The 12,269-nt window shown below is 60.3% G+C and carries 11 protein-coding genes; 6 read left to right on the forward strand and 5 right to left on the reverse strand.

The window, feature by feature from the left end; genetic code table 11:
* Nucleotides 1-34: 34 nt before the first annotated feature.
* Together metK and PFLQ2_RS25195 are read right to left on the reverse strand one after the other, a co-directional pair.
* The gene (metK, locus tag PFLQ2_RS25200; protein ID WP_003177547.1) at nucleotides 35-1,225 is read right to left on the reverse strand and encodes a methionine adenosyltransferase; all 1,191 of its coding nucleotides are present in this window, start codon (nucleotides 1,223-1,225) and stop codon (nucleotides 35-37) included.
* A gap of 12 nt (nucleotides 1,226-1,237) precedes the next feature.
* A complete protein-coding gene (locus PFLQ2_RS25195; RefSeq protein WP_003177548.1) occupies nucleotides 1,238-2,239 on the reverse strand; it encodes an ArsR/SmtB family transcription factor in 1,002 nt (333 codons plus the stop codon).
* A 271-nt stretch (nucleotides 2,240-2,510) separates the two neighbouring features.
* Here PFLQ2_RS25195 and tkt point away from each other — a divergent pair, with 271 nt between their 5' ends.
* The 6 genes from tkt to fba all read left to right on the forward strand — a co-directional run bounded on the left by tkt (nucleotide 2,511) and on the right by fba (nucleotide 8,874).
* Complete coding sequence (gene tkt / locus PFLQ2_RS25190; RefSeq protein ID WP_003177549.1) at nucleotides 2,511-4,508, forward strand: transketolase; 1,998 nt, start codon at nucleotides 2,511-2,513, stop codon at nucleotides 4,506-4,508.
* A gap of 151 nt (nucleotides 4,509-4,659) precedes the next feature.
* On the forward strand, nucleotides 4,660-5,730 hold the full coding sequence (epd, locus tag PFLQ2_RS25185; protein WP_003177550.1) for an erythrose-4-phosphate dehydrogenase: 1,071 nt from the start codon (nucleotides 4,660-4,662) through the stop codon (nucleotides 5,728-5,730).
* A 24-nt stretch (nucleotides 5,731-5,754) separates the two neighbouring features.
* On the forward strand, nucleotides 5,755-6,918 hold the full coding sequence (locus PFLQ2_RS25180; RefSeq protein WP_003177551.1) for a phosphoglycerate kinase: 1,164 nt from the start codon (nucleotides 5,755-5,757) through the stop codon (nucleotides 6,916-6,918).
* Between the two features lie 31 nt (nucleotides 6,919-6,949).
* A complete protein-coding gene (locus PFLQ2_RS25175) occupies nucleotides 6,950-7,174 on the forward strand; it encodes a hypothetical protein (protein ID WP_003177552.1) in 225 nt (74 codons plus the stop codon).
* Between the two features lie 56 nt (nucleotides 7,175-7,230).
* Complete coding sequence (locus tag PFLQ2_RS25170; protein WP_003177553.1) at nucleotides 7,231-7,566, forward strand: MliC family protein; 336 nt, start codon at nucleotides 7,231-7,233, stop codon at nucleotides 7,564-7,566.
* Nucleotides 7,567-7,809: 243 nt separating this feature from the next.
* Nucleotides 7,810-8,874 (forward strand): class II fructose-bisphosphate aldolase, encoded by a 1,065-nt coding sequence (fba, locus tag PFLQ2_RS25165; RefSeq protein WP_003177554.1) that lies wholly within the window; start codon nucleotides 7,810-7,812, stop codon nucleotides 8,872-8,874.
* A 553-nt stretch (nucleotides 8,875-9,427) separates the two neighbouring features.
* On the opposite strand, the gene PFLQ2_RS25160 is transcribed toward fba, so the two are convergent.
* The 3 genes from PFLQ2_RS25160 to PFLQ2_RS25150 all read right to left on the reverse strand — a co-directional run bounded on the left by PFLQ2_RS25160 (nucleotide 9,428) and on the right by PFLQ2_RS25150 (nucleotide 12,152).
* The gene (locus PFLQ2_RS25160) at nucleotides 9,428-9,709 is read right to left on the reverse strand and encodes a hypothetical protein (protein ID WP_003177555.1); all 282 of its coding nucleotides are present in this window, start codon (nucleotides 9,707-9,709) and stop codon (nucleotides 9,428-9,430) included.
* A gap of 816 nt (nucleotides 9,710-10,525) precedes the next feature.
* A complete protein-coding gene (locus tag PFLQ2_RS25155) occupies nucleotides 10,526-11,194 on the reverse strand; it encodes a polysaccharide lyase family 7 protein (protein WP_003177556.1) in 669 nt (222 codons plus the stop codon).
* Between the two features lie 286 nt (nucleotides 11,195-11,480).
* Entirely contained in the window at nucleotides 11,481-12,152 is a 672-nt protein-coding gene (locus tag PFLQ2_RS25150; protein WP_003177557.1) for a polysaccharide lyase family 7 protein, read from the reverse strand.
* Nucleotides 12,153-12,269 lie beyond the last annotated feature (117 nt).

Here is a 12,269-nt window from a genome sequence, read left to right on the forward strand (position 1 = left end):
TCTCACCACGGGGGACTTTTCGTCTCCGGCGGTCTTACAGGCCGGCAGCGGCGCGCAGGGCGTCGGCGCGGTCGGTTTTTTCCCAGGTGAACGTGGTGAAGGTATCGTCGCCCACGGTCTTGGTCTGCGGCGTACGACCGAAGTGGCCATAGGCTGCGGTGTCCTGGTACATCGGGTGCAGCAGGTCGAGCATGGTGGTGATGGCGTACGGGCGCAGGTCGAACACTTCACGGACCAGGTTGATGATCTTGTCATCGCCGATCTTGCCGGTGCCGAAGGTGTTCAACGAGATCGACGTAGGTTGGGCGACGCCGATGGCGTAGGACACCTGGATCTCGCAGCGCTCGGCCAGGCCGGCGGCCACGATGTTCTTGGCCACATAGCGGCCGGCGTAGGCTGCCGAACGGTCGACCTTCGATGGGTCCTTGCCGGAGAACGCGCCGCCACCGTGACGGGCCATGCCGCCATAGCTGTCGACGATGATCTTGCGACCGGTCAGGCCGCAATCGCCCACTGGGCCACCGATGATGAATTGGCCAGTGGGGTTGATATGGAATTGGGTGTCCTTGGACAGCAACTCGGCAGGCAGCACGTGCTTGACGATCAGCTCCATCACGCCTTCGCGCAGGTCTTTGTAGGACACATCAGGGTTGTGCTGGGTCGACAGTACGACGGCGTCGATACCGACCACTTTGCCGCCTTCGTAACGGCACGTCACCTGGGACTTGGCGTCCGGGCGCAGCCACGGCAGCAAGCCGGATTTACGGGCCTCGGCCTGGCGTTGCACCAACTGGTGCGAGAAAGTGATCGGGGCCGGCATCAGCACGTCGGTTTCGTTGCTGGCATAGCCGAACATCAGGCCCTGGTCGCCGGCGCCCTGGTCTTCAGGCTTGGCACGGTCAACGCCTTGGTTGATGTCGGGGGATTGCTTGCCAATGATGTTCATCACGCCGCAGGTCGCGCCGTCGAAGCCAACGTCGGAGCTGTTGTAGCCAATGCCCAGGATGACATCGCGAACGATCTGTTCCAGGTCGACCCAGGCCGAAGTGGTGACTTCGCCGGCAATGATCGCCACGCCCGTTTTCACCAGCGTCTCGCACGCCACGCGGGCGAACTTGTCTTCAGCAATGATGGCGTCCAGCACCGCATCAGAAATCTGGTCGGCGATTTTGTCCGGATGCCCTTCAGACACGGACTCGGAGGTGAAAAGGGAGTATTCGCTCATCTCGATGTATTCCTACAAGTTACCGTTGGTGAGTGTGCCAGTCGGTCGCTGAAAGTGGCGAACCTGGATCTGGAAACCATTACGTAAGCCAATATAGAGGCTTTCTCCGGGCACGAGGCCCGCGGCGGTGGCCCAGCGGGCCAGGTCGTCCTGTTCAAACCCGAGCCAGAGATCCCCGCAGGCCTCCCTGGCCCAGCTCTGGTTGTGGCTGCATAACTCTGTTACCAGCAGGCTGCCGCCTGGTTGCAGCAGGCCGGCCATGTGCCGAAGCGCATCGGCCGGTGCGGCGAAATGGTGAAGCACCATGTTCAATACGACGCAGTCGGCCTGCAGGCCCACACCGTCCAAGGCGTCGGCCAACTGCAGGCTTACATTAGCCAGCGTTTCGCGTTCGCACACCTGGCGTGCCAGTTCGAGCATGGCCGGGCTGTTGTCCAGCGCCGTGACCTGGCTGAAACGCCGTGCCAGCTCCGGCAGGAATGCGCCGTCGCCAGGGCCGACCTCAATCGCCGTCGCCGTGGAATCGAAACCCAATTTGTCGAGCAACGCCACGACACTCTCGCGGTACTGCGGCAGGCCGGCGATCAGGTCCTGCTGGGCGCGAAACTTTTCGGCCACCCGGGCGAAAAAATCCTGGCTGGCGGCGGCCCGTTGCCGGTGGACCTGGGCGATGCGCGCCTGCACGTCGCTCGGCAGGTTCAGCGCATCCACCTCATCCAGCAGGGCGGCGTGCAGCATGCCGCCCAGAAGGTCGGTGTGGGGCAGGGCGCGGCGATAGAAGATCGCGTTTCCTTCGCGGCGTGTCGCCACCAGGTCGGCCTGGGCCAGTACCTTCAGGTGATGGCTCATGCCGGACTGACCGATGCCGAAGATCTGCGCCAGCTCCAGCACGCCGAACGAATCGTTGGCCAGGGCGCGCAATACATTGAGCCGCAGCGGATCGCCGCCGGCCTTGCAAAGGGCCGCCAGCTCATCGCAATCGTCATGGCGGATGGAGGGCGCGGGTAAATTCATAGTGCCGCAGTCTAGAGAGGGGGTTGAATCCCTGCAAGTTCAATATCAAAAAGTTTTGATATTGCACGATAAAAGGCACTTCCCGGGATGTGCTTGACTCTACCGACCATGAGCGGAAAGGTTTCATCTGGCGAATGCGGCCTTATCCACCGGAAAAACGCTTCAGGATGACTATCTGTCATTGCCCGGAGCGGGTGGGTGAGGGAAAATGCTCGCCTTTTTTCAGTTTCGTTTTATTCATTCTCGATTCAATTCCCGCAGGAGATCAGCGATGCCCAGCCGTCGTGAGCGTGCCAATGCCATTCGTGCCCTCAGCATGGATGCCGTGCAGAAAGCCAACAGCGGCCATCCCGGTGCCCCTATGGGTATGGCGGATATCGCCGAGGTGCTTTGGCGCGATTACCTCAAGCACAGCCCGAGCAACCCAGCCTTCGCCGATCGTGACCGCTTCGTGCTGTCCAACGGCCACGGCTCGATGTTGATCTACTCGCTGCTGCACCTGACCGGCTATGACCTGTCCATCGATGACCTGAAGAACTTCCGCCAGTTGCACAGCCGCACCCCAGGCCACCCGGAATATGGCTACACCCCAGGCGTGGAAACCACCACCGGTCCGCTGGGCCAAGGCTTGGCCAACGCCGTCGGCTTTGCCCTGGCAGAAAAAGTATTGGCTGCGCAGTTCAACCGCCCGGGCCATAACGTTGTCGATCACCACACCTACGTATTCCTGGGTGATGGCTGCATGATGGAAGGCATTTCCCATGAAGTCGCCTCCCTGGCCGGCACCTTGGGCCTGGACAAGCTGATCGCCTTCTATGACGACAACGGCATTTCCATCGACGGCGAAGTCGAAGGCTGGTTCACCGACGACACCCCCAAGCGCTTCGAGGCCTACAACTGGCTGGTGATCCGCAACGTCGACGGCCATGATCCGGAAGAGATCAAGACCGCCATCGAGACCGCGCGCAAGAGCGCCCAGCCGACCCTGATCTGCTGCAAGACCACCATCGGCTTCGGTTCGCCGAACAAGCAGGGCAAGGAAGACTGCCACGGCGCGCCGCTGGGTGCCGAGGAAATCGCCCTGACCCGCGCTGCCCTGAAGTGGAACCACGGCCCGTTCGAAATCCCGGCCGACATCTATGCCGAGTGGGATGCCAAGGAAAAAGGTCGTGCGCTCGAAGCCGAGTGGGACCAGCGTTTCGCGGCTTATTCCGCTGAATTCCCTGAGCTGGCCAATGAACTGGTCCGTCGCCTCAGCGGTGAGCTGCCCGCCGATTTCGCTGAAAAAGCCTCGGCTTACATCGCTGAAGTCGCCGCCAAGGGCGAAACCATCGCCAGCCGCAAGGCCAGCCAGAACACCCTGAACGCGTTCGGCCCGCTGCTGCCGGAACTGCTGGGCGGCTCGGCCGACCTGGCCGGTTCCAACCTGACCCTGTGGAAAGGCTGCAAGGGCGTGACGGCTGAAGACGCCAGCGGTAACTACATGTACTACGGCGTTCGCGAGTTCGGCATGAGCGCGATCATGAACGGCGTCGCGCTGCACGGCGGCCTGGTGCCTTACGGCGCGACCTTCCTGATGTTCATGGAATACGCCCGCAACGCCGTGCGCATGTCGGCACTGATGAAAAAACGCATCCTGTACGTGTTCACCCACGACTCCATCGGCCTGGGCGAAGATGGCCCGACTCACCAGCCGATCGAGCAACTGGCGAGCCTGCGCTGCACCCCGAACCTCGATACCTGGCGCCCATGCGACGCCGTGGAGTCGGCGGTGGCCTGGAAGCACGCCATCGAGCGTAACGACGGCCCATCGGCGCTGATTTTCTCCCGCCAGAACCTGCAGCACCAAACCCGCGATGCCGGCCAGATCGGCGATATCTCCCGCGGTGGCTACGTGCTCAAGGATTGCATCGGTGAGCCTGAGCTGATCCTGATCGCCACCGGTTCCGAGGTCGGCCTGGCCGTCCAGGCCTATGACAAGCTGACCGAGCAAGGTCGCAACGTGCGCGTTGTGTCCATGCCATGCACCAGCGTGTTCGATGCCCAGGACGCCGGCTACAAGCAAGCCGTGTTGCCGCTGCAAGTCAGCGCACGGATCGCCATCGAAGCCGCTCACGCCGATTACTGGTACAAGTACGTGGGCCTGGAAGGCCGCGTCATCGGCATGACCACTTACGGCGAATCGGCGCCTGCGCCGGCGCTGTTCGAGGAATTCGGCTTCACCCTGGAAAACATCCTGGGCCAGGCTGAAGAGCTGCTGGAAGACTGATCCGAAAGTTGCGTCGTCTGGACTGACGCCTTCGCGAGCAAGCCCGCTCCCACATGAGATTGCATTCCAAATGTGGGAGCGGGCTTGCTCGCGAAAGCGCCGGCCCAGGCAATACTGAGCTGAAGGATTCACCACGCTAATCGAGAACCCCATGCCCCAACCGCGTCCCTACAAAGTTGCACTCAACGGCTACGGCCGGATTGGTCGTTGCGTCTTGCGTGCGTTGTTCGAGCGAGGAAGCAAGGCTGGGTTCGAAATCGTGGCCATCAACGACCTGGCCGACATGGCTAGCATCGAATACCTGACACGCTTTGACTCCACCCATGGCCGATTTCCCGGCGAAGTGCGGGTCGAGGGCGATTGTCTGCATATCAATGGCGATTGCGTGAAAGTCCTGCGCAGTGCCACCCCCGAAGGCATCGATTGGGCATCCCTGGATGTCGACCTGGTGCTCGAATGCTCCGGTGCCTACCACACGCGTGACGACGGCCAGCGTTTCCTCGCGGCCGGCGCGCCACGGGTACTGTTCTCCCAGCCGATGGCCAGCGAAGCGGATGTCGACGCCACCATCGTCTACGGTGTGAACCAGGATTGCCTGACCGGTGAAGAGCTGCTGGTGTCCAACGCGTCCTGCACCACCAATTGCGGCGTGCCGCTGTTGCGCCTGCTGGACCAGGCCATTGGCCTGGAATACGTATCGATCACCACCATCCACTCGGCGATGAACGACCAGCCGGTGATCGACGCCTATCATCATGAAGACCTGCGCCGTACCCGTTCGGCGTTCCAGTCGGTGATTCCGGTGTCCACTGGTCTGGCGCGCGGTATCGAGCGGCTGTTGCCGGAACTTGCGGGGCGAATTCAGGCCAAAGCCGTGCGGGTGCCGACGGTCAACGTGTCCTGCCTCGATATTACGATGCAGACCGTGAGCGATACCGACGCCACCGAGGTCAACCGGATCTTGCGCGAAGCCGCCACCAGCGGCCCGCTCAAAGGCTTGCTGGCCTATACCGAGTTGCCTCATGCCAGTTGTGATTTTAATCATGACCCGCATTCGGCCATCGTCGATGCCAGCCAGACCCGGGTTTCCGGGCCACGGCTCGTGAACATCCTGGCCTGGTTCGACAACGAATGGGGTTTTGCCAATCGAATGCTGGACGTTGCTGAACATTATCTGCAAACAGCGACTTCGCTTGCTGCTTCCAACAAACCTGCTCTCTAAACAGTTATCCAGGAATTGCGACCCATGACCGTGTTGAAGATGTCCGACCTCGATCTGCAAGGTAAGCGCGTACTGATCCGCGAAGACCTCAACGTCCCCGTCAAGGACGGTGTTGTCACCAGCGACGCGCGCATCCTGGCTTCGCTGCCGACCATCAAGCTGGCCCTGGAAAAAGGCGCGGCCGTGATGGTTTGCTCGCACTTGGGCCGTCCGACCGAGGGTGAGTTCTCGGCCGAGAATAGCCTCAAGCCTGTCGCCGACTACCTGAGCAAGGCCTTGGGCCGCGACGTGCCATTGGTTGCCGATTACCTGGGCGGCGTGGACGTGAAGGCCGGCGACGTCGTGCTGTTCGAAAACGTGCGCTTCAACAAGGGCGAGAAAAAGAACGCCGACGAACTGGCCCAGCAATACGCGGCCCTGTGCGACGTGTTCGTGATGGACGCCTTCGGCACCGCCCACCGCGCCGAGGGCTCGACCCATGGCGTGGCGAAGTTCGCCAAGGTCGCCGCGGCCGGTCCGCTGCTGGCTGCTGAACTGGACGCGCTGGGCAAGGCCCTGGGCTCCCCGGCCCAGCCGATGGCTGCCATCGTTGCCGGCTCCAAGGTGTCCACCAAGCTTGATGTACTGAACAGCCTGAGCCAGGTGTGCAACCAATTGATCGTCGGTGGTGGCATTGCCAACACGTTCCTGGCCGCTGCCGGTCACCCGGTTGGTAAATCCCTGTACGAGCCGGACCTGCTGGACACCGCCCGTGAAATCGCCGCCAAGGTCAGCGTGCCATTGCCGGTGGACGTGGTGGTCGCCAAGGAATTCGCCGAAAGCGCGACCGCGACCGTCAAGCTGATCGCAGACGTGGCCGAAGATGACATGATCCTCGACATCGGCCCGCAAACCGCGGCCCATTTCGCCGAACTGCTGAAATCGTCCCAGACCATCCTGTGGAACGGTCCGGTGGGGGTGTTCGAGTTCGACCAGTTCGGCAACGGCACCAAGGTGTTGGCCCAGGCCATCGCCGACAGCGCTGCGTTTTCGATTGCGGGCGGCGGCGATACCCTGGCGGCCATCGACAAATATGGCGTAGCCGATCAGATCTCCTACATTTCTACCGGTGGCGGTGCGTTCCTCGAATTCGTCGAAGGCAAGGTGCTGCCCGCCGTGGAAGTCCTGGAAAGCCGGGCCAAGGCCTGAAGCTGCGTTGACCAGGCAAAGGAGTGTTCCGATGGTCAAGACGTTAACGTTGCTGTTGGCGACGACAATGCTGGTGGCTTGCTCAAGCAGCCCGGAGGCCCCGGCCCCGCAAACAGGCACGTCGATGCCCGAGGATGGCTGTTCCCAGGCCGACTGGCAGGCCGAGACCAACCCGGTGCTGAACAAGCGTTCCGGGCCGGACGGCCTGGACAAATACGAGACGCAAACCCCGGCCAAGGAACATGGTTGTCCTTGACGGGTCTGACTCTTAACTCATGGCTGGCGGCGCGCGTCGTCAGTCGAGGAACACGGATGAAAGGCTTGATCACCGTAATGGCGTTGGCATTGCTGGGCGGCTGTGCGCAACTGGGTTTTTTGCATTCGTCCGAGCCTGTTGCAGAGGGCTGGACAAGCTGGACCTGTGACAGCGGGGCCAAAGTGCTCTGGCGCTACACCGATGCCGCCCGCCAGGAAGTCGACGTGCGCCTTGGCGGCGCCGATCAGGTTTATCACCTGAAGCAGGAGCCGGGCGCCTCGGGTTCGCTGTACAGCGATGACATGCTGGCTTTTCACGTCAAGGGTGACGAAGGCCTGGTGTATTGGGTCGCCACCAATGACTTGATTGGGCGGGGTTGCAAGGCCAATTGATCCACAGAGGTCCAATGTGGGAGCGGGCTTGCTCGCGAATACGGTGGGTCAGCTTGCATATCTGCTGAATGTGAAACTGCATTCGCGAGCAAGCCCGCTCCCACAGGGCCTCTATAAAATTTGAGATTTTGTTTCACCGAACACGCAGACCGGGACCACCCCCCGATCTGCAATGACTTGAATAGCCGCCGCCGCTCCGGCAGGCTGGCACGATTAACGACCCTCGACCGGGAGAGACACACAATGGCACTTATCAGCATGCGTCAGATGCTGGACCACGCAGCCGAGTTCGGCTACGGCGTTCCAGCCTTTAACGTCAACAACCTTGAGCAGATGCGCGCCATCATGGAAGCCGCTGACAAGACTGACTCTCCGGTGATCGTCCAGGCTTCGGCCGGTGCCCGCAAATATGCCGGTGCGCCGTTCCTGCGCCACCTGATCCTGGCCGCTATCGAAGAATTCCCGCACATTCCGGTGTGCATGCACCAGGACCACGGCACCAGCCCGGACGTCTGCCAGCGTTCCATCCAACTGGGCTTCAGCTCGGTGATGATGGATGGCTCCCTGGGCGAAGACGGCAAGACCCCGACCGACTACGAGTACAACGTGCGTGTCACCCAGCAAACCGTGGCCATGGCCCACGCTTGCGGCGTTTCGGTGGAAGGTGAGCTGGGTTGCCTGGGCTCCCTGGAAACCGGCATGGCCGGCGAAGAAGATGGCATTGGCGCCGAAGGTGTGCTGGATCACAGCCAAATGCTGACCGACCCGGAAGAAGCCGCCGATTTCGTCAAGAAAACCCAGGTCGACGCCCTGGCCATCGCCATCGGCACCAGCCACGGCGCCTACAAGTTCACCAAGCCACCTACCGGCGACGTGCTGGCGATCGACCGCATCAAGGAAATCCACAAGCGCATCCCCAACACCCACTTGGTGATGCACGGTTCTTCCTCCGTGCCGCAAGAGTGGTTGGCGATCATCAATCAGTACGGCGGCGACATTAAAGAAACCTACGGCGTGCCGGTTGAAGAAATCGTTGAAGGCATCAAGTACGGCGTGCGCAAGGTCAATATCGATACTGACCTGCGTTTGGCGTCCACGGGTGCCATGCGTCGTTTGATGGCGACCAATCCGAGTGAGTTTGATCCGCGTAAGTTCTTTGGTGCGACCGTGACTGCGATGCGTGATGTGTGCATTGCGCGTTATGAGGCGTTTGGGACTGCTGGGAATGCTTCGAAGATCAAGCCGATTTCGTTGGAAGCGATGTATCAGCGGTATTTGAAGGGTGAGTTGAACGCTAAGGTTAACTGAGGCTTTAGTGGTGTGAAAAAACCCGCAGTGATGCGGGTTTTTTGTTTGTGCGGTGTCATGGTTGTGTGTGTATATCCGTTGCTGCGGTAACGGCCACTTAGGGTTCCGCCCTCACTCCGGCATTGCTCCGTGGGCCGCCGCGAAGGGTCATCCATGACCCAGCGCGGCTACCTCGGCATCCATGCCGAGGTGCCCACTGCGCAATGCCTGCGTTCGGCCAGCGTGGTTTAACGGGGCGCCCAAGATCAAAAGCCAGCGCGAGGCGGCCTTATAGCCGGCCTGGTTCCAGGTGGCACCACGCTTCCCCTGTGGGAGCGGGCTTGCTCGCGAAGGGCATGTCACCGTTGATGAAGATGCTGGATTTGCTGGCTTCTTCGCGAGCAAGCTCGCTCCCACAGGGTTTTGTGTGGTGCATCATTTTCTGCGTCTGCTGAAGATCCAATGTGAGAGCGAGCTTGCTCGCGATGACGGCAGCAGATTCAACCCCTAACTATCTCGCCCGCTACTGATCCAGTGCTATCGAGAGCGGGCTCGCTCCCACCAAAACGGAGCGTTATTGACCTTCGAGCCCGCGTTGTTCAATTACCCCAAACACATCCACATCCTGGACCATGATCCGGGCGATGTTGGTGATGGTATTGATGTCGTTTTCGCCTGAGTCACGCAGGGAGCTGCAGGCCATGAGCGTCAGGTAGTCGAGGGTGGCGTGCAGGCGTTCGCTAACGCAGGCGTGGAGTTCGGGCAGTGCGGCCGTTTTGTCGATGAACAGGACGGGCTGAGTGGTGGCGATCGGGGTAAGTGGGGTGAAGCGGCGGAACGATTGTTCGGTAGACATAATAAATCTCTAACTCAAGGGAAAATTTGGCCACCGTTTTGCTGCGAAACAATTGGGGGGCAGCCATGTGCGGGTTCGCAGACCGAGGAGTTAGCACCCGGCAGACCCGAAGATCTCCCACACACAGCCGCCATGAAAGCCGAACACAGGCGCGTATGCCTATGCCGATTTTTGACGGTTGTGATTCTAACTCACCAGGGCTGCGAAACCCTCCCACTGATCAAAGCCAGCGGGCAGACCCAACTATAGAGCAGATTTTCCAAGCAAAAATCGACCTGTAGGACGCACCGGCCCCCCGTGGCGAGGGAGCTTGCTCCCGCTCGGTGGCGCAGCCGCCGTAAAACCTGGGCATGAGGTCGGTCTGACGAAAAGAGGGGGCTGCTTCGCCGCCCAGCGGGAGCAAGCTCCCTCGCCACGGTGAGTAAATTCCTACGAGAATTTCAGAAGGGCAGGATAAGCAGAAAATGCGCACCCAAGCGAAGCGCCGAACAACCCACCATCACCGCAACCTGCCCCACCGCCTTCGCGAGCAAGCCCGCTCCCACAGGAGAAACGCGATCCCTCCAACAACCAGGCCGGCTATAAGGCCGCCTCGAGGGGGACGTTGATCTCGGGCCCACGGAGCAATGCCGGAGTTGAGGGCATGCCGAGCCTAGGCGAGGCACCGAGTGGTGGGGCAAGAGCGTTTTGCTTACTTTTGCGCTTCTCAAAAGTGAGACGCCGTAAGGGCGTAACCCTAAGTGGCCGTTACCGCAGGAACGGATATACACACGGTATCCCTAGATACATCCCCACGAGACTTTCGAAAACACACAGTTAAGTGTTGTGATCAATATCCAACTTGCTGAACGTCACCTTCCCACCTTCGCTGGTATACCCACTGTTGTCCTGAACATACACCCCAGCCTTGAAATACAACGGTTTGACCCGCCACGTAGAACTGATGGTGGTATACCAACTACGACCCGCCGCAGTAATGCCCAGGTCACCCGTACGATCAAGGTGGAGCCGATAACTGAAGGACTGGGAAAGCTTCACGCCAGTGGCGACGGTGACAACCCGGCCCTCGTCGTCGTTGGGGCGCATGCGGACCTTGGCAACGATGTCGCCGGTCTTGCCATCATCCTTGTACTGGTATTCCAGTTTCACCAAGGGCTTGCTGCTGTCCTTGGCATGAATCTGCCCGATCACAATCTTGCCGCTGCTGGGGACCTGATTGACGACCAGCGTCGCGCTCAATTTATTGTCGGCGTCGGGATACAGCCAATTGCGCAAGGTGCCGTCCTTGTACGTCTCGCGTAATTCGCTACGGGGGTAAATCGCGTTTTCCGTCTTGGTGCCGGTCACCGGTGACCAGAAATACACGGTGCTGCCTTCGGAGTTGAAGTATTTATCCTTGAACCCATCCACCAGCCGGGGCGTTTCAATGGTTTTTGGAGGGCTGCCCTCAGGGATGCTCAAGTTCCAGGTTGCAAGATCGACCATGTTCGGGTCCTTTATACGAGTGAAAATACTGCATGACGCAACCAGAGGCTCTGGCCCGGACTTATCGAGTCGATTCGACAAGGCCTGGGTCGGCCTTTTCTCATGCCAGTACGGCGGAGGGTTGGCGTCAACTGACCGTCAGAGTGGTCATCGCAGTGTTTGTGCCCGAGATAGTTGGCCGTTGGTCGGTTAGTTCGGTTTTTGGCTGAACTATGGCGCTATGGCATCTGTATAGGCGGGGGGCACCGGAGCAGCGATCCTTGCTGCACCGGTGCTCTTGATACCCTTAAAGGGTGGTGTGCTTGATTTCCAGCAGGCTGAACGTCACTTTTCCGCCTTCGGTGGTGTAGCCAGTGTTGTCCTGCACATAGACGCCCGCCTTGAAATACAGAGGTTTGGTCTTCCAGGTCGGGTCCACCGAGGTTCTCCAGTTGAAGCCCGCCGCGCTGATCCCCAGCGCACCACCTGGGCTGAGGTGGATCATGTAGGAAAAATTGCGGTCGAGCTTGACGCCGGTGGCGACTGTAATCACCTGGCCCGATTCGTCATCCGGACGCATGCGGACCTTGGCGACAATGTTGCCGGTGGAGCTAGAGGTCTTGTACTGGAACTCCAGCTTCACCATGGGGCTGGTGCTGTCCTTGGTGTGGATCTGGCCGATCACGATCTTGCCGGAGCTGGGTACCTGATTGACTGTCAGGGTCGCACGCAAGGTGTTATCCGCCGCCGGATAGAGCCAGTTGCGCAGGGTGCCATCGGCGTAGGTCTCACGCAGTTCGCTGCGTGGGTATATCGCGTTGGCGGTCTTGGTGCCGGTTACCGGGGCCCAGAAGAACAGGGTGCCGGTTTCGGCGTTGAAGTATTGGTCCTTGAACCCTTGGGCCAGTCGAGGGGTCTCGATGGTCATCGCTGGGGTGCCTTCGGGTACGCTCAAATTCCAAGTAGTGAGATCGATCATGTTGAGGTCCTGCATAACGTAGTGAAATGAATGAACGCCACAGCGTGAGGCTCTAACCCGCGCTTGAGGGGCGTCCTGATAACACCGGGATTTGAGCTTTTAGTTGTTTTGTCGGCG

The organism is Pseudomonas fluorescens Q2-87, assembly GCF_000281895.1.
Taxonomy (GTDB): Bacteria; Pseudomonadota; Gammaproteobacteria; order Pseudomonadales; family Pseudomonadaceae; genus Aquipseudomonas; species Aquipseudomonas fluorescens_S.